The organism is Klenkia soli, assembly GCF_900103975.1.
In the GTDB taxonomy this organism is placed as follows: Bacteria; Actinomycetota; Actinomycetes; order Mycobacteriales; family Geodermatophilaceae; genus Klenkia; species Klenkia soli.
Map to the genome: position 1 here is coordinate 268,673 of NZ_FNIR01000007.1, position 21,052 is coordinate 289,724.

A 21,052-nucleotide genomic window follows, 5' to 3' on the forward strand; every position below is an offset into this window, starting at 1 on the left:
CCGGCTCCCGCCCGATGGAGAGGAACCCATGACCCGCCTGATCACCGTCACCGGAGCGACCGGAGCACTCGGGGGCCGGGTCGCCCGGCTGCTGGCCGCCGGCGCCGCCGACCACGACGCCGAGCTCCGCCTGGTGGTGCGCGACCCGTCCCGGGCCCCGCAGCTGCCCGGCGCCGAGGTCGTCGGCCACCCCGGGGGCTACGCCGACGAGGCCGGGTTCACCGCCGCCCTGGCCGGCACGCACACGCTGTTCCTGGTCAGCGCCGCCGAGGCCGAGGACCGCACCGAGCAGCACCTGGCCGCCGTCCGCGCCGCGGTGGCCGCCGGGGTGCAGCGGATCGTCTACACCTCGTTCCTCGGCGCCGACGAGGGCGCGACCTTCACCCTGACCGCCACCCACGCGGCGACCGAGGCAGCGCTGGGCGACACCGGCCTGCGCACCACGGTGCTGCGCGACTCGATGTACGCCGACTTCGTGCCGTTCTTCGCCAGCCCGGAGGACGACGGCGGTGCCGTGATCACCGCGCCGGCCGGCGACGGCGCCGCCTCCTTCGTCTCCCGCGACGACGTCGCCGAGGTGGCCGCCGCCGTCCTGCTGCGCGACCACCCCAGCACCGACGGCCGCGTGCTGGACGTGACCGGACCCGAGGCCCTGACGCTGGCCGAGGCCGCCGCTCTGCTGACCGAGGTGACCGGCCGGCCGGTGCGCTACGAGGCGCAGACCGTCGAGGAGGCCTGGGCCACCCGCCGGCCCAGCGGCGCGCCGGACTGGGAGATCGAGGGCTGGGTGACCAGCTACACCGCGATCGCCGCCGGCGAGATGGCCCTGGTCAGCGATGTGGTGCGCGCCTTCACCGGCCACCCGGCGACCACGGTCCGCGAGCACCTGGAGCGCCACCCCGAGGACTGGGCCCAGCTGGCCCGCTGAGCCCTCGACGTGACTCGATGCGGTGTCCGGGCAGCCGGACACCGCTGGGTCTCACGTCGAGCGGCCGGCCTGCACCGCCTGCCAGACCGCCAGCCCGTGCCGGGCGTCCACGAGCGCGTCGTGGGCGTCCGGCGACTTCGGGGGCAGCGGCGGGGAGCCGGCGTCCTCCCACAACTGCTTGAGCTCCCGGGTGAACCGCGGGACCTTCCTCGGCAGCGCGGGCATCGCGCCCCACAGCTGGCACAGCGCGACGTGGTCGTAGGCCGCGATCCACGCCCACAGCTGGACCTCCTCGCCGGGTCCGGTGAGGAAGTCCAGCAGCGAGTCGCGGATCTGCGCCCGGGTGCGCCAGGCCTTGTCCGCCGGCGGGGGCAGCTTGTCCAGCACGTTGCGGCGCACCCACGGGATGGCCCGGGTGGGGTCGAACTCGGTGGAGACGGCGTAGAACTCGCGCCCGGTCTCGTCCACCACGCCGATGGACACCAGGTCGATCGTCGTCCCGTCCTCGATGAACTCGGTGTCGTAGAAGTAGCGGCGCACCCGCCAACCCTAGGCAGGGGAAACCGCGTGCACCCGACCGACCGATCCGGCACCCTCTCCCGGTGCCCGCCGACCAGACCCTCGCCCGCGCCCGGGCCGAGCTCGCCGCCGGGGACACCGCCCGAGCCCGCCAGCGCCTGCGCGGGCTGGTCTCGAGCTACCCGCACCGGCTCGGCATCCGCGCCGAGCTCGCGGCGGCCTACCGGGCAGAGGGGGACGTCGCCCAGGCCGGACGCTGGTCCTTCCTGTGCCATGACCGCGACGAGGCCGAGGCCGAGGCCTTCCTGCGTGCCACCACCGGCCCCGTGCCGCGGATGCGTGCGATGCGGTGGGCGGGTCCGGAGGACGCCGCGGGCCGCTGGGCGCAGGAGCGCCTGGTCGAGCTCCGCACGACAGCCGAGATCGCGACGGGCGGGCAGGTCACCTGGCGAGCGGACCGGCCTCGGCCCGCAGGACCGTCACGCATGGCATCCCTGCTGGGGACGGCGGGCTGCTTCGTGCTGGCTGTCGTCCTCGTGGCGCTGGTGGTCATCGGGGTGGTGACCGTCGTCCGCTGGATCTGGTGACCCCTCCTACCGGTGATCACGGACCTGGGGCGACGCCGGCACGGTGTGTCGCCCGCCCAGGTCCGTGATCACCGACGGGAGAGGCTCAGGCCTTGCGGGCGCGGTTGCGTTCCACCGAGTTGGCGCCGAACTCCTCGCCGCCCAGCGCGGCGATCTCCTTCTCCAGCTGCGGGACGGCGGTCTTCGCCTGGGCGAGCACCAGCTTCTCCCCCACCGCGCCGACGACGGCCTGCCGCCACGCGGCGAAGATGCCCACCGAGCGGGGCACGAAGACCCGGCGGCCGCGGTTCTCCAGGTTGCGCAGCAGGGCGTCGGCGCAGTCCGAGACCGAGGTGTAGGAGCCCAGCGGCCCGGGGAGCCGGTCGAGGGTGGCCTTGAAGGTGGGCAGCGCGGCCTTCGTGTCGCGGACCATGTCGGTGTCGATCCACACCGGGTGCGCGCTGGCCACGGTCACCCCGCGGTGCGCGACCTCCAGCCGCAGCACGTCGCCGAACCGCTCCAGCCCGGCCTTGGCGGCGCAGTAGGCGGACAGGCCCGGCAGCACCGAGAACGCCGCGGCCGAGGAGATCAGCAGCACGTGGCCCCGGCGCTTGCTGATCTCCGGCAGCGCGGCGTGCGCGGTGAGCATCGCGCCGGTCAGGTTGACCTCGATGGTGCGGGCCAGCGCCCGGGCCGAGGCCGTGGCCACCGTGTTCATCGGGGCGATGCCGGCGTTGGCGACGACGACGTCCAGCCCGCCGAACACGTCGACGGCGCGGGCGACCGCGGCGGCCATGGCATCGGCGTCGGTGACGTCGGCCTCGACCCACAGGTGCTCCGGGCCCAGCTCGGTGGCCACCGTGGCCAGCAGCTCGGGCTCGAGACCGACCAGGGCCACCCGGGCGCCCTTCGCCGCGGCCTTGCGGGCCAGCTCGGCGCCGATGCCGCGGGCGGCGCCGGTGATCAGCACGGCCTGACCGGCCAAGGAGCGGGTGTTCTGGGTCCTGCGGGCCATGGGTGGGCCTCCTCGTCGTCGAGTGCGCGGCGTCTGAGTTGAGCACTGCTCAACTCATGTGTACCGTGTTGAGCGTTGCTCAGCAAGCCGTCAGCAGAGGAGCCGACAGGTGACCAGCACGATCGAGACGTCCACCACCACCCGCGAGGTCCACGTGGCCGTGGTCGGGTCCGGCTTCGCCGGCCTCGGCATGGCCATCCAGCTCCGGAAGCAGGGCATCGAGGACTTCGTCGTCCTCGAGCGGGGGGACGACGTCGGCGGCACCTGGCGCGACAACACCTACCCGGGCGCCGCCTGCGACGTGCAGTCCAACCTGTACTCCTTCTCGTTCGCCCCGAACCCGGACTGGCCGCGCACCTACTCCGAGCAGCCCGAGATCTACGCCTACCTGCGCGGCGTCGCCGCCCGGTTCGAGGTCCTGGACCGGCACGTCTTCGGTGCCGAGGTCACGGCCGCGACCTGGGACGACGCCGCCCACCGCTGGGACGTCGAGACCACCGCCGGCAACTTCCGGGCCAAGGTCCTGGTGTCGGCCGCCGGTGCGCTGGCCGACCCCTCCTACCCCGACATCCCGGGCATCGAGTCCTTCGGGGGCACCGTCATGCACTCGGCCCGGTGGGACCACGAGCACGACCTCGCCGGTGACCGGGTCGCGGTGATCGGCACCGGCGCCTCGGCGATCCAGGTGGTGCCGGCGATCCAGCCGGTCGCCGGGTCGGTGGCGGTCTACCAGCGCACTCCCCCGTGGGTGATCCCGCGCGGCGACCGGCCCACCACGGCGGCCGAGCGCTCGATCTACCGCCGGTTCCCCGCGGTGCAGAAGGCCGTCCGCGGTGCCCTGTACGCCGGGCGCGAGTTCCTGGTGTTCGGCATGGCGAAGAACCGGCGGTTCCTCGCCCCGGTGCAGAAGCTGGCCCGCACCCACCTGGAGCGCCAGGTCCGCGACCCGCAGCTGCGCGCCCAGGTCACGCCCGACTACACGATCGGCTGCAAGCGGATCCTGATCAGCAACGACTGGTACCCGGCCATCTCCGCCCCCAACGCCGAGGTGGTCACCGCCGGCATCGCCGAGATCCGACCGCACTCGGTCGTCACCCGCGACGGCGTCGAGCGCCCCACCGACACCCTGGTGCTGGCCACCGGCTTCCACGTCACCGACCTGCCCATCGCGCACCGCATCGCCGGTCGCGACGGCCGCACGCTGGCCCAGGTGTGGGAGGAGGGCATGGTCACCAACCGCGGTTCGGCCGTGGCCGGGTTCCCGAACCTGTTCCTGCTGGTCGGCCCCAACGTCGGGGTCGGGCACACCTCGATGGTCTACATGATCGAGTCGCAGGTCGCCTACGTCGGCCGCGCCCTGCAGGCCATGGCCGACGAGGGCCTGGCGACGCTGGAGACCACCCCGGCCGCGCAGGATGCCTACCGCGAGCTGATCGCCGAGCGCTCGCAGGGCACCGTGTGGCTGGGCGGCGGCTGCGGCTCCTGGTACCTCGACCGGCACGGGCACAACACCACGCTCTGGCCGGACTTCACCTTCCTGTTCCGCCGGCTCACCCGCACGCTCGACCGCGAGAACTACGTGGGGACGACGGAGCGCCGGCCGGCGGAGGTGGCGGCGTGACCGGCACCCTCACCCGCACCGTGCAGCACGCGGTGCACGCCGTCCGCACCGCCGACGGCGCCCAGCTGCACGCCACCGTCGACGGGCCCGACGACGCCCCCGTCACCGTCGTCCTGGCGCACGGCTGGACCCTCGCGCAGGCCGCCTGGGACGACGTCGCCGACCTGCTGGCCACCGAGGTCGTCGCCGGCGAGGTCCGGCTGGTCCGCTACGACCAGCGCGGCCACGGCCGCTCCACCTGGGGCAGCACCGACCCGGTGTCGATCGACCTGCTCGGCGACGACCTCGCCGCCGTCCTCGCCGCGCTGGTGCCCACCGGCCCGGTGGTGCTGGGCGGGCACTCCATGGGCGGCATGACGATCATGGCGCTGGCCGCGGCGCACCCCGAGCTGATCGGCGACCGGGTCCGCGGCGTGGCGCTGGTCGACACCTCGGCCGGTGAGCTGTCCCACCCGCCGCGCACCGCGCTCGAGCGGCTGCAGGAACGCCTGCTGCCCGCCGTCGGCACCTGGGCCGTCGCCCACGCCCGGCGGGTCGAGGGCTGGCGGCGCCTCGTGCCGCCGTCCCACCCCCGGCACCGGGCGATCGTGCGCGGCATCCTCTACGGCACCGACGCGACCGACGCCATGGTCGCCCGGGGCGCCGAGATCATGGCGGGCTCGTCGGTGCGGTCCTTCGTGGCCTTCTACCCGGCGCTGGGCGCCCACGACAAGGCGCAGGCCCTGGCCGAGCTCGGCACGGTGCCCGTCGAGATCCTGGTCGGCGACGCCGACAAGCTCACCCCGGTGAAGCACTCGGGCAGGCTCGCCGAGGCCATCCCGACCGCGCACCTGCAGATCGTGCCCGGCTGCGGTCACATGCTCCCCCAGGAGCGGCCCGACCTCGTCGCCGCGGCGATCCGCCGGCTGCTGCCGAGCTCGTGACGGCCGCCCGCCGGTCCGCCGCCGACCGGCGGGCCCAGCTGGTCGAGATCGGCCTCGAGCTGCTGCCCACCACCCCGGTGCCGGAGCTCACGATCGACGAGGTGGCCCGGCGGGCGGGCATCAGCCGCAGCCTGCTGTTCCACTACTTCGCCACCAAGGCCGACTACATCGACGCCGTCACGACCGCGGCCGCCGACCTGCTGTGCACCCACGTGCTCGAGGGGCCGGGCTCGCAGGCCGGCATGCTCGACCGCTTCGTGGAGTGGGTCGAGACGTACCGGGACAGCTACGTGGCCTTCGTGCGCGGCGCCGTGGCCGGTGACCCCGCCGTCTCCGACGTCTACACCCAGGCCCGCGAGCGGCTCGTCGACGGCACGCTGGCCGCGGTCGGGTTGCCCGACGACCCGCGGCACCGCCAGCTCGTGCGGTCCTGGTTCGCGTTCACCGAGGACCTGGTGATCGGCTGGACCGCCGACCCCACGATGAGCCGGGACGACGTCCTGGCGCTGGCCACCGACGTCCTGGCCCGCATCACCGCCCGCTGAGCAGCCCCTGCCGGCTCAGCCGGCGAGCGAGCTCGGCAGGCGGTCCGCGGCCTCGTGCGGCGGCGGCTGGAGCTTGCCGACCACCTCGACCGCGCTGGCTCCGGTGGTGTCCATCGACTTCTTCACCTTCGCGCCGTACAGGTCGACGTACTCCTGGCCCGACAGCAGCATGATCTCGTACATGATCTCGTCGGTGATCGAGCGCTCGACGAACCGGTCACCGCTCATGCCCTCGTAGCGCGAGAAGTCCAGCGGCTCGCCGACCACCACGTCCACGCGGGTCAGCGTGCGGCCCAGCAGGCGGAAGCTGCGGCCGGGGACCATGGCCACCGGGACCACCGGGCAACCGGTCTCCAGCGTCATCCGGGCCACGCCGGTCTTGCCGCGGAACAGCCGGCCGTCGGGCGAGCGGGTGCCCTCGGGGTAGATGCCCAGCAGGTCGCCCCCGCGCAGGATGCGGGTGCCGGTGCTCAGCGCGGCCTCCGCGGCGTCGGCACTGGTGCGGTCGATCGGCACCTGGCCGCTGCCGGCGAAGAACACCCGCTGCAGCGCGCCCTTGAGGCCCGGGGCCGTGAAGTACTCGGCCTTGGCCAGGAAGGTCACCCGCCGCTTGAGCATCAGCGGCATGAAGATCCAGTCCGAGGCCGCCAGGTGGTTGCTGGCGAGCACCGCCGCACCCCGGCGCGGCACGTTCTCGGCTCCCGTGACCCGCGGACGGAACACCAGGTGGACGATCGGCCCGATCGCGACGTTCTTGAGGAACCAGTAGAACAACACGCCTCCCTCAGCGACTGTCAGACTAGGGAGCAGTGCGCCGGGACCACAATCGCGGGTGCGCACCGCCCTCCCCCTGGACAACGAGCGGGTGGCCGACGACGCTTCGACCCGTGCACGGGAGGCCAGGATGAACGCTCGACGCGGCCGTCGGGACAACGGCCTCGAGGCCTCCCTGTGGCACCCGCTGCGCGACGTCGACCCCCGGGTGGGCGAGCACCTGCTGGACGTCCTGCGCGAGGAGGGCATCGCCGCCTACCTGGCCCCCTCCACCGACGACGGGCCCTACACCCGCACCCAGTTCCTGCCCTCCCCGCCCACGGACCGGCTCTTCGTGGACCGCGCCCGCCGGGCCGACGCCCGCACCGTCGTCGACACCCACGCCGACGACCACGAGCCGGCCGCGCCCACCCCGCCGCCCACGCCACGCCGCCGGCGCACCGACCGCGCCGAGGACGCCGCGGCCACCGACGCCGAGTTCGCCCGCATCGTGGCCGCCTGGCAGGCCGAGGAGGCCGCCGCCGCGACCCCGCCACCGGCTCCGGCGGTGCCCGAGGAACCCCGTGACGACCCCCCGCCGCCGCCCGCAGAGGTGCCGGTGCTGGACCTGCCCGACGAGCACTTCGAGCCGCCGGCACCGCCGCCGCTGCCCGTGCTGGCGCCGGCGTCGCTCTACGCGCTGCTGCTGATCCTGGCCGGCGCCGTCTGCATCGTCACCCCGGGCACGATCGGGCTCAGCCTGGACGTCGGCATCGTCATCGGCGTGCTGGCGGTCGTGGGCGGGGTCGCCGTCCTGGTCTCCCGCATGCGCGACCGCTCCGACGACGACGGCGACGGAGCCGTCGTCTAGGCGGTGCCCTCGGCCACCGCCAGGCGGACGAGGTCGGCGGCGCCGACCAGGCCGGCCTGGGCGCCGAGCTGGGCCCCCACGACGGTGGGGCCGGGGCGGAAGCCGCGGCCGGGCAGGGCGCGCTCGAGGCGCTCGCGGGCCGGGCCCAGGACCATCTCGCCGAGGACGCTCACGCCGCCGCCGATGACCACGACGTCGGGGTCGAGGATCGCCGCCATGTCCGCGATGCCCTGGCCCAACCAGGTGCCCACCTCCGCGAGCAGCTCCAGGGCGAGCGGGTCCCCGGCCTTGGCCGCCGTCGCGACGTCCTCGCCGGTCAGCCGCTCGGCCCGGCCACCCACCCGCTCCAGCAGCAGCGCCGCGGCCGCCGGCGAGCTGGTGGCGACCTCGCGCGCGGTGAGGCCCAGCGCGTTGCCCGAGGCGTACTGCTCCCAGCACCCCCGGTTGCCGCAGGCGCACAGCCGCCCGTCGGGCACGACGCGCATGTGGCCCCACTCGCCGGCCACGCCGTGCGCCCCGCGCTGCAGCCGGCCGTCGATGACCATGCCGCCGCCGATGCCGGTGCCCAGGGTGATCATCACCGCGAGGTCCGACCCACGGGCGGCGCCGTAGCGGTACTCGGCCCACGCCGCGGCGTCGGCGTCGTTGCCCACCCACAGCGGCCGCTGCAGCCGCTGCGACAGCTCGTGCCGCAGCGGCTGGTTCCGCCAGGCCAGGTGCGGGGAGAACAGCACGGTGTCGCCGGTCCGGTCGAACCAGCCGGCCGCGCCCACACCGACGCCGACCAGCGGGCCGCCGTGCCGCTCGGCCAGCTCCTCGACGACGGCGGCGATGGCGTCCTCGGTGGCCCGCACCGACTTCCCGGGGGTGGCCCGGCGGGCGGTGTCGGTGATCGTGCCGTCGGGCAGGACGACGCCGCCGGCGACCTTGGTGCCGCCGATGTCGATGCCCAGGGCCGGGAGGTCCTGCGGGGAGCTCATGCCACCTCGATGCGTTGCACGGGAGCCGGCCGGGCGGCCGGCTCGGGGTCCGGTCCGGCCGCGCCGTCGTCGGGCGCCCCGGGCGGGGGCTGCGAGAGACCGCGCAGCGCGGTGGCGGCGGTGGCCAGCAGGTCGGCCAGCGCCTCGGAGAGGTCCGGCCGCTGCCCGCGGAGCACCGCCAGGGCGGTGCACACCGGGCAGGTGCGGCACTCGGCCGAGTGGTCGCCCCCCGTCTCGCGCCCCACGGCCCCGAGCAGCCCGGTGAGGCCGTCGGCCAGCCCGCGCAGCTGGTCGGCCAGCGGGGACGTCGGGCCGGTCACGGGACACCTGCCGCGCGGGCACCCTCGGCGGCCAGCAGGTCGGCCGGCCACTGGGCGGGGTCGGCGGTGAAGCGGACGGCCAGCACGGTGCCCGGCGTCCCCGGGTCCCGCACGGAGGCCGACGTCACCGCGCACCGGCGCAGCAGCGAGTCCAACGGCAGCGAGCGGCGCACGCCGGCCACACCCACCACGAGCTCGTCCACCCACCGGGTCAGCTCGACCTCGCCGCGCCCGGCACCGGGCAGCGGCACGTCCAGCACCCACCCGGTCCCCTCGCGCCGGGACGCGGCCACGGGCAGCGGCCCGGCGGACGTCGCGAGCACCCCGGCTCCGAGCGCGGTCAGGGCCGGGACGTCGGACGGCGACCGCGGGGCCTCGGCCACCTCGGCGACGGCGAACCCGGTCGCCCGCAGCGCCGCACCCACCTCCTCCTGCTGGGCCGCGCGCCCACGGGCCCACGGACCCGCAGCGGCGGGCAGCACCCGAGCCAGGGTGACCGAGGCCAGCGGGCACCCGAGCAGCCCCGCCCCGGCGGCCGCGCGGCGCAGCGCCGGCTCGGCCCGCGGGTCCGGCGGCAGCACGAGGTGCACCTCCGGGTCGGCGGGGACCAGGTCCAGCAGCGCCTCGACCGCCTCGACGGCCGCGAGGGCGGCGTCCGCGGCACCGGGCCGGCCGCGGGTGGCCACGGCCCGGACCGAGGCCAGCACGCGCAGCCGGGTCGGGGCCAGCTGGGCCGACCACCAGCGGACGGCGGCCGGCAGCCCCAGGAGCTGCAGCGCGCGGTCCAGGGGGCCGGCGTCGACGACCACCACGTCGACGTCCCCCGCCTCGGCCACCCGGCCCAGCGCCACCAGCAGCGCGACCTCGCCCGCTCCGGGCACCGGCACCACCGAGGACGCCGGCGGCAGGTCCAGCACCGGCAGCAGCTCGGCCAGCCGGTCGACGTGACCGGCCCAGGCGGCCTCGACCGCACCGCCGGGGGTGACGACCTCGACGGGGACGCGGTCGGCCAGCCCGGCCACGACCGGCGCGGCGGTGGTCAGCAGCCGGACCCGGAGGCCGGCCTCGGTCGCCGCCAGCGCGGTGGCGGCGGCGACGGTGGAGGAACCGGCCCCGCCGGGGCCGGTGACCAGGACTGTGCGCACCGTCGGGTCAGGCCTCGACGCGCTTCTTGAGCTCCTTGAGCGCGGTGTCGAGGATGACCTTCTCCGCCTTGCGCTTGATCATGCCGAGCATGGGGATGGACAGGTCGATGCTGATCGCGTACGTGACCTCGGTGGTGCCGCCGGACTCGACGAGGGTGTAGCTGCCGTCCTGGCGCTTCTGCATCTGGCCCTGCACGAGGGTCCAGCTCACCCGTCGGTCGCCGTCCCAGGTGTAGGCCAGCACGTAGTCGTCCTTGACCGCACCGGCGTCGAGCACGAAGTGCACCTGCTCGGCCCGCCCGTCGGCGCCGGTGCCCAGCACCTCGACGGTCTTGGCGGCCGAGACCCACTCCGGGTACGCCGGGAAGTCGGCGATCACGGCCATCACGGCGGACGCCGGTGCGTCGATCACGATGGACTGGGTGGACTGGTCGGCCATGCGCGCAGGGTAGTCGCCGAGCCCGTCCCGCGGCCCTCCGGTGCAGGTCACCTACTCATCAGTAGGGAGGCCCCGGTAGATTGGGAGTCCACGATCCCGCGTCCGCAGGCCGGCGACGAGGCTGGTACCTCCGCGCGGGGAGGAGAGGACCGGCGTGCGCGAACTGAGCGTCCCCCCCACCTACACGGTGGGACCCGACGAGGCCCTGCCCGACATGGTCACCCTGAACGCCGAGGAGGCCGGGAAGCAGGTCGGCCTGCGTCGCCAGGTCGGTGACCGGTGGGTCGACGTGACCTACGCCGAGTTCGCCGAGCAGGTGCGCGGGGTCGCCAAGGGCTTGGTGGCCGGCGGCGTGCAGGCCGGCGACCGGGTGGGTCTGCTGGCCAAGACCCGGTACGAGTGGACGGTGCTGGACTTCGCCATCTGGACCGCCGGCGGCGTCGTCGTCCCGATCTACGAGACCTCCTCCCCCGACCAGATCGGCTGGATCCTCAGCGACTCCGGGGCCCGGGCCATCGTCGTCGAGAGTGCCGCGCACGCCTCGGCCGTCGACGCCGTGCGCGACCAGGCGCCCGAGCTCGGCCCGCTCTGGGTCATCGAGGACGACATCCTCCGCACCCTGACCGCCGCCGGCGACGAGGTGCCCGACAGCGAGCTGGCCGCCCGCCGGGCGACGCTGTCCCCCGACAGCCTGGCCACGCTGATCTACACCAGCGGCACCACCGGCCGGCCCAAGGGCTGCGAGCTCACGCACGCGAACTTCCTGTTCGAGATCGGCAACGGCATGACGCTGCTGGGCCGGTTCATGAACATGGACGGCTCGCTCCTGCTGTTCATCCCGCTGGCCCACGTGCTCGCCCGGGTCCTGCAGGTCGGGGCGATCCGCACCCGCACCGTCGTCGGGCACACCCCCGACATCAAGGACCTCGTGGGCGACCTCGGCCGGTTCCAGCCGACCTTCGTGCTCGCCGTCCCGCGGGTGTTCGAGAAGGTCTACAACCAGGCCAAGGCCACCGCCGACGAGGGCGGCAAGGGCAAGATCTTCGATCGTGCGGCGCAGACCGCCGTCGACTGGTCCCGGGCGCAGGACACCGGCGGTGCCTCGCTGCAGCTCAAGGCGCTGCACAAGCTCTTCGACGTCCTGGTCTACGGCAAGATCCGCGCCGCGCTGGGCGGCCGGTGCGTCGGCGCCATCTCCGGCGGCGCCCCGCTCGGCGAGCGGCTGGGCCACTTCTTCCGTGGCATCGGCGTCACCGTCTACGAGGGCTACGGCCTGACCGAGACCACCGCCGCGGCCGCGGTCAACCACGACGCCGCCTTCAAGATGGGCACCGTCGGCCGACCGCTCCCCGGCACCGACGCCACCATCGCCGAGGACGGCGAGGTGCTGCTGCGCGGCGGCATCGTCATGCGCGGCTACTGGAAGAACGAGAAGGCCACCGCCGAGGCGATCGACGGCGAGGGCTGGTTCCACACCGGCGACATCGGTGAGCTCGACAGCCAGGGCTTCCTGAAGATCACCGGGCGCAAGAAGGAGATCCTGGTGACCGCCGGCGGCAAGAACGTCGCCCCGGCCGGTCTCGAGGACAGCATCCGGGCCCACGCCCTGGTCAGCCAGTGCATCGTGGTGGGTGACCAGAAGCCGTTCATCGGCGCCCTGATCACCCTCGACGAGGAGGCCCTGCCCGGCTGGTTGAAGGCCCAGGGCAAGGACACCTCGCTGACGGCCGAGCAGCTGCGGGACGACCCCGACCTGCTCGCCGAGATCGACGCCGCCGTCACCCGGGCCAACACGACCGTCTCCCACGCCGAGAGCATCCGGAAGTTCCGCGTGCTGGGCGTCGACTTCACCGAGGACAACGGCACCCTCACCCCGAGCCTCAAGCTCAAGCGCAACGTGGTGATGAAGGAGTACGCCGACGAGGTCGAGGCGCTCTACGCCAAGGCGCCGGCCTCCTAGGCCGGCGGACGGAGCAGGTCGGCGAATTGCGCGCCGATGCGCTCCCACGACCACCGCTCCTCGACCCAGGCCCGGCCGGCTGCCCCCAGGGCGGCCGCCCGGGCCGGGTCGTCGAGCAGGTCGGCGATCGTGGTGGCCACCTCGCCCGGTGACCGCGGGTCCACCACGTGCCCGGTGATGCCTTCGCGGACCGCCTCGGGTGCTCCCCCGGACGTCCCGGCCACGACCGGCTTCCCGCAGGCGGCCGCCTCCAGGTAGACCATCCCGAGCCCCTCGACGTCCAGCCCGCCCCGTCGGGTCCGGCAGGGCATGGCGAAGACGTCCCCGGCGGCGTAGTGCTCGGGCAGCGACACCGGTGCCACGGGTCCGGTGAGGACGACGGAACCGGCCACCCCGCGGGCGTCGACCAGGCGCCGCAACCGGGCCTCGTCGGGCCCGCCGCCCACCAGCAGCAACCGTGCGTCGGGGTGCCGGGCGAGCACCTGCGACCAGCCCTCGACCAGCACGTCCTGGCCCTTGCGCCGCACCAGCCGGGACACGCACACCACGACCGGCGCCTGCCCCAGCCCGTACCGCTCGCGCACGCCGGCGCCGTCGGCCCCGGGGTGGAACCGGGCGGTGTCGACCCCGGGTGACAGCTGGCGCAGCTCGGCCCGCGGGGCGAGGGCCGGTGCCAGCTTCCCGCGGGTGAAGTCGGAGATGTAGGTGAGGACGTCGACGCCGGAGGCGATCCGCTGCAGCAGCTGCCGCCCGACCGGGAGCGCCACCCAGCCGGTCTCGTGGCCGTGCGTGATGCCGATGCTGCGGGTCGCACCGGCCCGGTGCAGCCCGGGGGCCAGCAGACCCAGCGGGGCGGCCGCCCCGAAGACGACGGTCTCGGCCCGGTGCTCGCGGACCAGGTCGGCGGCCACCCGGCCGGTCCGCGGGGTGGGCAGCAGCATCGCGGTGGGCAGCCGCACCACCCGGTAGGGCAACCCGGCGTCGTGCTCGGCCGCCCCCGCCGAGGTCGACGCCAGCACCACGACGTCCGCCGGCGGGACCCGGTCCAGCAGGGCGGCGACGAAGGTCTGGATGCCGCCCTGCCGCGGCGGGAAGTCGTTGGTGACCACCAGGGTGCGGGTCAGCGTGACCACTCCTGGGCGGCGGCGACCCGCTGGGCCGTGGTCGGGTGCGAACCGAAGAACCACTGCCAGACCGCCGGCGGGTCGGGCTGGTTGAGGTTGGCCACGGCCAACCGGCGCATGACGGCGGCGAAGGACTCCGGGTCGGCGGTGAGGTCCAGGGCGTGCTGGTCGGCCCGGGCCTCCAGCTGCCGGGACACCCCGTTCTGCACCGGCGTCGACACCAGGGTGCCCACGGCGACCAGCAGCAACACGAGCGGGACCACCCGCGGATCACCGGCCCCCGGGGCCCCGGCCCGCCGCAGCAACGGCGCGCTGCCCAGCAGCCAGCCGAGCAGGGCCACCCCGGCACCGGCGCCCAGGGCGCCGACCAGCGTGCCGGTGAGGACGTCGTCGGTGGCCACGTGGCCCAGCTCGTGCGCGGCGATCGACTCGACCTGGGCGTCGGGCAGCTGGTCGAGGACGGTGTCGTACACGACGATCCGCCGGGTGGAGCCGAACCCCGAGACGTAGGCGTTCAGGGCCGTGGTCCGCCGGCTGGCGTCGGCGACCAGGACGTCCTGCACCGGCGTGCCGTTCTCGTCGGCCAGGGCGAGCAGGTCGGTGCGCAGCTGGCCCTCCGGCATGGAGGTGAAGTCGTTGAAGGCAGGCTCGATGACCACCGGGTACAGGAACGACCCGACCACGACCAGCCCGGCCGCACCCGCCCCGGCCCACGCCCACCACGTCCGCGGTGCTCGACGGGCCAGGCCCACCAGCAGCAGGAGCCCGAGCGCGGTCAGGCCCGCGGTGATCGCGGTGTCGACCGCGAGGTCGCGCACCCACAGCGGCCAGCTGCGGGTGGACAACCCGTACCGGTGCCGGACCACCTCGCCGTAGCCGCTCAGCGGCAGCGTCACGAGCCGGCCCACCAGGGTGAGCAGCACGGTGCCGAGCACGACCTGCCAGAACCAGCCGCCGCCCAGCGGGCGCGCGACGGCGGTGATCCACCGGGCGCCGGTCCGGGTCAGCCCCAGCGCCCCGCTGGCCAGCAGGCCGAGCAGGAGGTTGGCCACCGACGCCGGGCGGATCGCCGCGGCGAAGGCGTCCGCGCGGCCGAGCTGGTCGGTGGTCAACCCGGCGGTGGGGTCGGCGACCTGCGGGGTCGGCGCCCACGGGATGCGCAGCCACAGCACGAGGACCAGCGCGATGCCGAGGAGGAGCGCCGTCAGCAGCGCGAGCCGACGGGGAGCCACCCGTGCACCCTACGAGCCGGCACCCGCCGGCCCGTCGTCAGAGCAGGCGGCGCGCGCCGGCGTAGCCGGACATGTCGATGCTGGACACCTTGACGACGTCGCCCGAGGTCGGCGCGTGGACCATCATCCCGTTGCCGATGTAGATGCCGATGTGGCTCACCGGTGAGTAGAAGTAGACGAGGTCGCCGGGCTGCAGGTCACCCCGCGCCACCGGGGAGCCCAGCTGCGCCTGGGCCGCGCTGGAGTGCGGCAGCGAGATGCCGGCGGCCGCGTAGGCGTAGGCGGTCAGGCCTGAGCAGTCGAAGCTGCCCGGACCGCCGGCGCCCCACACGTAGGGGTCGCCGCGCTGGGCCATCGCGGTGTCGACCACGGTCTGGGCAGCAGCGGTGTCGGCCACCACGGCCGCGGGCGCCTCGACCTCGGGGCCGCTGGTGGCCTGGACGACGGCGGCCTGCTGGGTGGTGCTGAGCGCGGCGAACTGGGCCTGGTAGGTGGTGATCTGCTGCTGCAGGTCCGCCTGCTGGGCACCGACCTGGTCGAGGGTCTGCTGGGCCTGCGCGGCGGCGGCGTCGGCGGCGGACCGGGCGTCGGCGGCGGTCTGCGCCGCGGCGGACACCTGGGTCATCAGGTCGTCGGTGTGGCCGGCGATGAGGTCGAGCGTGCCGACCTGGGCGATGAAGTCCTCCGGGGAGCTGCTGGTCAGCAGGGCGGCGAAGCCGGAGGGGTTGCCGGTGTAGGCGCTGACGGCGACCTCGTCCAGCTGGGCACCGAGGCTCTGCAGCTGGGTCTGGGCGTCGGCGACGGTCTGCGCGGCGGCAGCGGCCGCGGCCTGCTGCTGGGCCAGCTGCACCTGCGCGTCGTTCACCTGCTCGGTGACCACCTCGAGCTGGTGGGTGGCGTCGGCGACCAGCCGGGTCGCCTCCTCCGGGGTGCTGGCCTGCCCGGGAGCGGCCACCGCGGCGCCGGGCACCAGCGCCAGGGCCAGGCCGGCGACACCGGTCAGCACTGCCCAGCGGGCGAGCCGAATCGGGCCACGCGATGCGCGGGGAGCGGGCTGGGCCACGGAGATCGGGCGAGCGGGGAGGTCCACGGGTCGTGCGTGCTCCTGCACCCCGGCCGAGACCACCCTGGGGTCAGGCGGCTCCGGCTCGACCGGTCACCACCACGCTACGGGCGTGATCGGATCGAAACGAAGAGTCACAGACGGATCTTTGGGCGCTCGATCTGCTAATCCCACGAGTGTGGTTTCGGCATGATCCGCACCTGGCTCGACGCGCCGCGGTGTGTCGCCGGCGTGTCGGCGGGTCAGCCGGCGTCCCGGCTGGCCGGGGCACGGTGCCGCAGGGGCGGGACGAGCCCGAGCTCCGCGAGGACGTACAGCGCCCGCCGCTCGACGTCGTCGAACTCCAGCACCCTGCCCCGCCGGGTGGGACCGGAGACCAGGGCGTCACCCAGCGCCGCCTCGATGCCCGGCAGGGCAGGCTGCACCGGCCGCGAGGGCCGACGACCCAGCGGGACGACGGTCGGGGCGCTGCCCCGGAACCCCGGCGGAGCACCCAGCAGCACGCTGACCACGCAGTCGCCGCAGCCCTCTCCGCGGACGGTGCAGGTGTCGCAGTCGATGAGCACGTCGGGCCTCCTGGCAGGTGGTGGGGAGCGCGTCGCCGGACCACTCGGTCCGTCGCCGCGGACGCTAGGAGCGACCACCGACAATTCCGGCGCCCGCGCACCGCGGGCGCCGGCTCAGCTGCCGGCGTACTCCCAGTGCCAGGGCTCCTCGCGCCCGTTGCCCTGGTCGGCCCAGGTCGGGTGGATGAACCCGAAGCGGCCGGCGTTGGCGACCATCCAGGCGTACTGGGGCGTGCTGTAGGACTCGACCCCGCCGCACAGGTCGACCGCCAGCCCCCAGCCGTGGTTGCTGGTGCCCGGCACCGCCGCCAGGGCGGGCTTCTGCCCGTACAGGGTGACCTGGCTGGCGTAGCTCCGGTAGGAGTCGGTGATGCACAGCGCCGGGCCGAAGGCGCCGGCGAACGCCGCGGACATCGCCCGGTAGGCCGCGGCGGCGTCGCAGCGCAGCGCGTGCCCGGCGACCCCCAGGGGGCACAGCGCCGAGGGCGGGATGAGCCCGTTGGGGTAGCCGCCCCACGAGCGGCTCCCGTCGTAGGTGGACGGGTAGACCGTGTTGCCGCACTCGACGGCCAGCGCACCCCCGGTCGGTCCCGGGACGGGCACCGCGGCCCGCGGAGCCACGCTGGGGCGACCGATGCCGAGCACCTGGTCGGCCGGCAGACCGCGCACCACCACGGCACCGGCCCGGCCGTCGGCGGCGAGCATCGTCTGCGGGTCCAGGGCGATGCCCACGTGGGACAGCCCGGACTCCGCCGTGCCCAGGAACACCAGGTCGCCGGGCAGGACGTCGGCCGCCGCGACCGGCGAGGTGGTGGCGTACAGGTCGCCCTGCGTCGCCGGGAGGGCGATGCCCGCCGCGCCGTACACGGTCTGCACCAGCGACCCGCAGTCGTAGGAGTCCGGGCCGGCGGTGCCCGGCGCGAACGGCAGCCCGAGGTCGGTCATGGCCGCGCTGACGGCGGCGATGGTCTCGGCCGGCAGCACCAGCAGCGAGGCGGGCTGGCGCGGCAGCTGCGCGGCACCGGCCTGGGCGGTCCCGGCCGAGCCGCCGACGGGCACCAGCCCACCCGGGACGCCGGCGGTCGGGTCGCGCAGCGCCGCGGCCGGCGGCGGGGTGATGCCGGCGGCCGCCAGCGAGGCCACGTAGCCCTGCCACGCGGCGGCGGTCTGCTGGTTCACCTGCACCTGCTCGGCCTGCAGCTGGGCGAGCTGGCGGTCCACCGCGCCGAGGGCCTCGTCGAGCTGGTCGGTGACCGCGGCCGCGGCGGCCTCGAGGTCGCCGACCTGGGCGGCGACGGCGTCGGCCTCGGCCTGGCTGTCGGCCAGGGCCGTGTCCGCCGAGGCCTGCTGCGCCAGGGCCTGCTGCCGGCGGTCCTCGGCGGCCTGCAGCAGCGCGTCCGTGCCGGAGTCGATGACGTCGAGGTAGCCCAGCGCGGACACCACGTCGCCGGGATCGCCCCCGGCCAGCAGCAGGGACAACGCGGAGGGGGCACCGCCGTCCCGGTAGACCGCCGAGGCGTAGCGGGAGACGACGGCCTGCTCCTGCGCCAACGTCGTCCCGGCATCGGTGACCTCGGCGGCCGCGGCGTCGGCGGCCTGCTGCGCCTGCGCCAGCCGGTCCTGCGCGGCGGTCACGGCGGCCTGGCGCTCCTGCAGGTCGCCCTGGACGTCGGCCGCCTGGTCCTGCAGCGCGGTCAGCTCGGCGCTGTCCAGGATGCCGGTGGTACCGCCCGGCTGGTCGCTGGGCGCCGCGGACGCCGTGCCGGGCACCGCGACGAGGGCCACCGACAGCACCGCACCCACCAGCACCGCGCCGACGAGCACCGCGCCGGAGGACCCCACCCGCGACCGCACCTGGACCTCCTCGACCGGTCGCGCACGACGCCGTCGTCGTGCCGCGGACCACGGCCAGGTGATTGTGCCCACGGGCAGGGGCGGGTGCACGTCGGGCGGGCGTCGACCACCCGCTCGGGTGCCCGGCGGCGACCAGGAGTGTCGGACCCCCGACCTAGCGTCCGCCCCGTGACCGGCCAGCTCCCCTCCCCCGTCCGGCCGACCGGCTCCGCCCGGTTCGAGCAGGTGTCCATCGACGACCTGGGCACCCCGCTCCCCGACGTGACGTTCGTGGTCGTCGACCTGGAGACCACCGGGGGCTCGGCGCACACCGACGCGATCACCGAGATCGGCGCGGTGCGGGTCCGGGGCGGTGAGGTGCTGGGCGAGTTCGGCACGCTGGTCGACCCGGGCCGCGACATCCCGCCCTACATCAGCGTGCTCACCGGCATCACCTCCACGATGGTCGCCGCCGCCCCGCAGATCGGGTCGGTGCTGCCGCACTTCCTGGAGTTCGCCCGGGGCGCCGTCCTGGTCGCCCACAACGCGCCGTTCGACCTCGGCTTCCTCAGGGCCGCCTGCGCCGCGTCGGGGTTGCCCTGGCCCCCGTTCGCGGCGGTCGACACCGCCGTGCTGGCCCGTCGGCTGCTCACCCGCGACGAGGTGCCCAACTGCAAGCTGGGCACGCTGGCCCCGTTCTTCTCCGCGACCACCACGCCCACCCACCGGGCGCTGGACGACGCCCGGGCCACCGTCGACGTCCTGCACGGGCTGCTCGAGCGCCTGGGGCCCCTCGGCGTCACGTCCCTGGAGGAGCTGACCGGTCTCACCCGCCAGGTCGACCCGCAGCGCCGGCGCAAGCGGCACCTGGCCGCCCACGTGCCGCACGGGCCCGGGGTCTACGTGTTCCGCGGCCCCCGCGACGAGCCCCTCTACGTCGGCACGTCCACCGACCTGCGGTCCCGGGTGCGCAGCTACTTCACCGCCGGCGAGCAGCGCAGCCGCATGACCGAGATGGTGGGGCTGGCCCAACGGGTCGAGACCCTGCCCTGCGCGCACGACCTGGAGGCCTCGGTGCGCGAGCTGAGGCTGATCGCGCGGCACAAGCCCCGCTACAACAAGCGGTCGCGCTTCCCCGAACGGGCGTTGTGGATCCGGCTGACCGACGAACCGTTCCCCCGGCTGTCCGTCGTGCGACGGGTGGCGCCGGGCGCCGGGGTCTTCCTCGGGCCCTTCGCCGATCGGCGGGCCGCCGACGCCGCCGTCGACGCGGTGCACGACGCGCTCCCGCTCCGGCGGTGCGGCGGCCGGCTGGTGCCCTCACCCGACCACCCGGCGTGCGCACTGGCCGGCATGGGCCGCTGCGGTGCGCCGTGCACCGGGGCGCAGAGCCGCGCCGACTACGCCGAGACCGCAGCGGTCCTCGCCACCGCCGTCGCCACCGACCCCGCCCCGTTGTGCGCGCCGCTCCTGGGCCGGGTCGAGCGGCTGGCCGTCGAGGGCCGGTTCGAGGACGCCGCCGTGCTGCGCGACCGCATCGCCGTCCTCGTGCGGGCGCTGCACCGCCGCCAACGGCTGGCCCTGCTGGCCCGGGTCCCCGAGCTCACCCTCGCCCGACCCGACGGTTCCGGGGGCTGGGCGCTGTCGGTCGTCCGTCGGGGCCGCCTCGTCGCCGCCGGGGTCGCCGTCCGGGGTGCACCGGTCCGGGCCTACCTGCAGCAGCTGAAGACCACGGCCGAGACGGTGCCCGACACCGAGGGCCAGCTCGCCGCCTCGGTCGAGGAGACCGAGCTGGTGCTGCGCTGGATGGAGAAGCCGGGCACCCGCCTCGTCGAGGTCACCGGCACGCTGGCCTGCGCCACCCCGGGCACCGGGCCGCTGCGCGGCTTCCTCGAGCTGGTCGACGCCGGCCGGGCGGCCCGCGACCCCTTCGCCGACGGGCGGTCGCTGGGTACCCGGGCCCGACCCGAGCGGGTCGGCGGCGGCCGCACCGGTCGTGGTCGTCCCGCGGCGCTAGCCTCGGGGGTGTGATCACCGCCATCGTCCTCATCGACGCCTCGACCGATGCGATCGGCGAGGTCGCGACCGCCCTGGCCGACCTCGACGGGGTCAGCGAGGTCTACTCCGTCGCCGGCGGCGGGACCGACCTCATCGCCCTCGTCCGGGTGCGCGAGTTCGAGCAGATCGCCGAGGTGATCGCCGGTCGCATCAACAAGGTGCCCGGGGTAGTGGACACGAAGACCCACATCGCCTTCCGCGCCTACTCCCAGCACGACCTCGAGTCGGCCTTCTCCATCGGGCTCGACTAGCTGTGATGTCCAGGGACGTTGTCCCGAGCTGAGGTGATCGGGGACTGTCGTTGAGATGGGGAGGGCCCCCGGGTGTGAAGTGGAGCTGTCTAGGAACCGCTTCACAGACCGGAGGCCCTCGTGTCCCACGCTAACGCTGCCTTGACCCCACGTGCCCGGTTGCGGCTGGCTCGGTTGATCGTGGTCGAGCAGTGGCCGGTGGCGGCGGCCGCGGAGATGTTCATGGTCGATCCGTCCACGGCCCGAAAATGGGCTCACCGCTACCGCGCCGAGGGCCCGGCCGGCATGGCCGACCGCAGCTCACGACCCCACCGCCAGCCGACCCGGACGTCGCTGGTGA

The 21,052-nt window shown here is 75.1% G+C and carries 22 protein-coding genes; 10 read left to right on the top strand and 12 right to left on the bottom strand.

What is annotated here, in order from left to right:
* Positions 1-28 precede the first annotated feature (28 nt).
* Positions 29-928: an NmrA family NAD(P)-binding protein gene (locus BLS67_RS13030; protein WP_091245675.1), complete on the top strand. Its 900-nt coding sequence runs from the start codon at positions 29-31 to the stop codon at positions 926-928.
* A 51-nt stretch (positions 929-979) separates the two neighbouring features.
* Here BLS67_RS13030 and BLS67_RS13035 read toward each other — a convergent pair whose 3' ends face one another.
* The gene (locus tag BLS67_RS13035; RefSeq protein WP_091245677.1) at positions 980-1,468 is read right to left on the bottom strand and encodes a polyadenylate-specific 3'-exoribonuclease AS; all 489 of its coding nucleotides are present in this window, start codon (positions 1,466-1,468) and stop codon (positions 980-982) included.
* Positions 1,469-1,530: 62 nt separating this feature from the next.
* Between BLS67_RS13035 and BLS67_RS24740 the strand changes: the two genes are divergently transcribed.
* Positions 1,531-2,034: a DUF6584 family protein gene (locus BLS67_RS24740; RefSeq protein ID WP_091245680.1), complete on the top strand. Its 504-nt coding sequence runs from the start codon at positions 1,531-1,533 to the stop codon at positions 2,032-2,034.
* An 85-nt stretch (positions 2,035-2,119) separates the two neighbouring features.
* On the opposite strand, the gene BLS67_RS13045 is transcribed toward BLS67_RS24740, so the two are convergent.
* Positions 2,120-3,028, bottom strand: a complete 909-nt coding sequence (locus tag BLS67_RS13045; RefSeq protein WP_091245683.1) for a short-chain dehydrogenase/reductase — start codon at positions 3,026-3,028, stop codon at positions 2,120-2,122.
* Positions 3,029-3,137: 109 nt separating this feature from the next.
* Here BLS67_RS13045 and BLS67_RS13050 point away from each other — a divergent pair, with 109 nt between their 5' ends.
* From BLS67_RS13050 to BLS67_RS13060, 3 genes are read left to right on the top strand one after another with little or no spacing between them, the layout of a single operon-like run.
* Positions 3,138-4,649, top strand: coding sequence for a flavin-containing monooxygenase (locus BLS67_RS13050; protein ID WP_242654056.1), 1,512 nt, complete (start codon positions 3,138-3,140; stop codon positions 4,647-4,649).
* Complete coding sequence (locus tag BLS67_RS13055; RefSeq protein ID WP_165617572.1) at positions 4,646-5,572, top strand: alpha/beta fold hydrolase; 927 nt, start codon at positions 4,646-4,648, stop codon at positions 5,570-5,572. Before BLS67_RS13050 ends, BLS67_RS13055 begins: the two co-directional genes overlap by 4 nt.
* A complete protein-coding gene (locus tag BLS67_RS13060) occupies positions 5,569-6,117 on the top strand; it encodes a TetR/AcrR family transcriptional regulator (RefSeq protein WP_091245688.1) in 549 nt (182 codons plus the stop codon). Before BLS67_RS13055 ends, BLS67_RS13060 begins: the two co-directional genes overlap by 4 nt.
* 15 nt (positions 6,118-6,132) lie before the next feature.
* Here BLS67_RS13060 and BLS67_RS13065 read toward each other — a convergent pair whose 3' ends face one another.
* On the bottom strand, positions 6,133-6,894 hold the full coding sequence (locus BLS67_RS13065) for a lysophospholipid acyltransferase family protein (RefSeq protein WP_242654057.1): 762 nt from the start codon (positions 6,892-6,894) through the stop codon (positions 6,133-6,135).
* A gap of 127 nt (positions 6,895-7,021) precedes the next feature.
* On the opposite strand from BLS67_RS13065, the gene BLS67_RS13070 reads away from it, so the two are divergent.
* Positions 7,022-7,741 carry a hypothetical protein gene (locus BLS67_RS13070; RefSeq protein WP_091245844.1) on the top strand — a complete coding sequence of 240 codons (720 nt, stop codon included), beginning with the start codon at positions 7,022-7,024 and terminating at the stop codon, positions 7,739-7,741.
* Here BLS67_RS13070 and BLS67_RS13075 read toward each other — a convergent pair.
* The 4 genes from BLS67_RS13075 to BLS67_RS13090 are packed head-to-tail and all read right to left on the bottom strand — an operon-like array spanning position 7,738 to position 10,625.
* Entirely contained in the window at positions 7,738-8,721 is a 984-nt protein-coding gene (locus tag BLS67_RS13075) for an ROK family protein (protein WP_091245691.1), read from the bottom strand. The two genes, BLS67_RS13070 and BLS67_RS13075, sit on opposite strands and share 4 nt — an antisense overlap.
* Complete coding sequence (locus BLS67_RS13080; protein ID WP_091245694.1) at positions 8,718-9,041, bottom strand: hypothetical protein; 324 nt, start codon at positions 9,039-9,041, stop codon at positions 8,718-8,720. The genes BLS67_RS13075 and BLS67_RS13080 overlap by 4 nt, the downstream gene beginning before the upstream one ends.
* The gene (locus tag BLS67_RS23810) at positions 9,038-10,186 is read right to left on the bottom strand and encodes an ArsA family ATPase (RefSeq protein WP_091245696.1); all 1,149 of its coding nucleotides are present in this window, start codon (positions 10,184-10,186) and stop codon (positions 9,038-9,040) included. The genes BLS67_RS13080 and BLS67_RS23810 overlap by 4 nt, the downstream gene beginning before the upstream one ends.
* A 7-nt stretch (positions 10,187-10,193) precedes the next feature.
* Positions 10,194-10,625, bottom strand: a complete 432-nt coding sequence (locus tag BLS67_RS13090) for an SRPBCC family protein (protein ID WP_091245847.1) — start codon at positions 10,623-10,625, stop codon at positions 10,194-10,196.
* Positions 10,626-10,779: 154 nt separating this feature from the next.
* Here BLS67_RS13090 and BLS67_RS13095 point away from each other — a divergent pair, with 154 nt between their 5' ends.
* Positions 10,780-12,585: an AMP-dependent synthetase/ligase gene (locus tag BLS67_RS13095; RefSeq protein ID WP_207500540.1), complete on the top strand. Its 1,806-nt coding sequence runs from the start codon at positions 10,780-10,782 to the stop codon at positions 12,583-12,585.
* Here BLS67_RS13095 and BLS67_RS13100 read toward each other — a convergent pair.
* The 5 genes from BLS67_RS13100 to BLS67_RS13120 form a co-directional block, all read right to left on the bottom strand.
* Positions 12,582-13,718: a glycosyltransferase family 4 protein gene (locus BLS67_RS13100; RefSeq protein WP_278247132.1), complete on the bottom strand. Its 1,137-nt coding sequence runs from the start codon at positions 13,716-13,718 to the stop codon at positions 12,582-12,584. The genes BLS67_RS13095 and BLS67_RS13100 overlap by 4 nt on opposite strands.
* Positions 13,706-14,941 carry a M48 family metalloprotease gene (locus BLS67_RS13105; protein ID WP_091245698.1) on the bottom strand — a complete coding sequence of 412 codons (1,236 nt, stop codon included), beginning with the start codon at positions 14,939-14,941 and terminating at the stop codon, positions 13,706-13,708. The genes BLS67_RS13100 and BLS67_RS13105 overlap by 13 nt, the downstream gene beginning before the upstream one ends.
* Positions 14,942-14,978: 37 nt before the next feature.
* Positions 14,979-15,947 (bottom strand): C40 family peptidase, encoded by a 969-nt coding sequence (locus tag BLS67_RS13110; protein ID WP_242654058.1) that lies wholly within the window; start codon positions 15,945-15,947, stop codon positions 14,979-14,981.
* A 299-nt stretch (positions 15,948-16,246) separates the two neighbouring features.
* Entirely contained in the window at positions 16,247-16,570 is a 324-nt protein-coding gene (locus BLS67_RS13115; RefSeq protein WP_091245701.1) for a hypothetical protein, read from the bottom strand.
* A 114-nt stretch (positions 16,571-16,684) separates the two neighbouring features.
* Positions 16,685-18,424 carry a D-alanyl-D-alanine carboxypeptidase family protein gene (locus BLS67_RS13120; RefSeq protein ID WP_091245706.1) on the bottom strand — a complete coding sequence of 580 codons (1,740 nt, stop codon included), beginning with the start codon at positions 18,422-18,424 and terminating at the stop codon, positions 16,685-16,687.
* 168 nt (positions 18,425-18,592) lie between these two features.
* Between BLS67_RS13120 and BLS67_RS13125 the strand changes: the two genes are divergently transcribed.
* The 3 genes from BLS67_RS13125 to BLS67_RS13135 all read left to right on the top strand — a co-directional run.
* Complete coding sequence (locus BLS67_RS13125) at positions 18,593-20,434, top strand: DEDD exonuclease domain-containing protein (RefSeq protein ID WP_091245709.1); 1,842 nt, start codon at positions 18,593-18,595, stop codon at positions 20,432-20,434.
* Positions 20,431-20,712: an Lrp/AsnC family transcriptional regulator gene (locus BLS67_RS13130; protein ID WP_091245710.1), complete on the top strand. Its 282-nt coding sequence runs from the start codon at positions 20,431-20,433 to the stop codon at positions 20,710-20,712. The genes BLS67_RS13125 and BLS67_RS13130 overlap by 4 nt, the downstream gene beginning before the upstream one ends.
* A gap of 120 nt (positions 20,713-20,832) precedes the next feature.
* Positions 20,833-21,052 (top strand): helix-turn-helix domain-containing protein (locus tag BLS67_RS13135; RefSeq protein ID WP_165617573.1); only part of this gene is annotated, 220 nt, incomplete at its 3' end.

Bases quoted from the DNA above. Each gene is read 5' to 3' on its own strand.
- BLS67_RS13070 (WP_091245844.1), top strand. From the start codon at position 7,022: ATGAACGCTCGACGCGGCCGTCGGGACAACGGCCTCGAGGCCTCCCTG.
- BLS67_RS13075 (WP_091245691.1), bottom strand. From the start codon at position 8,721: ATGAGCTCCCCGCAGGACCTCCCGGCCCTGGGCATCGACATCGGCGGC.
- BLS67_RS13045 (WP_091245683.1), bottom strand. From the start codon at position 3,028: ATGGCCCGCAGGACCCAGAACACCCGCTCCTTGGCCGGTCAGGCCGTG.
- BLS67_RS13030 (WP_091245675.1), top strand. From the start codon at position 29: ATGACCCGCCTGATCACCGTCACCGGAGCGACCGGAGCACTCGGGGGC.
- BLS67_RS13090 (WP_091245847.1), bottom strand. From the start codon at position 10,625: ATGGCCGACCAGTCCACCCAGTCCATCGTGATCGACGCACCGGCGTCC.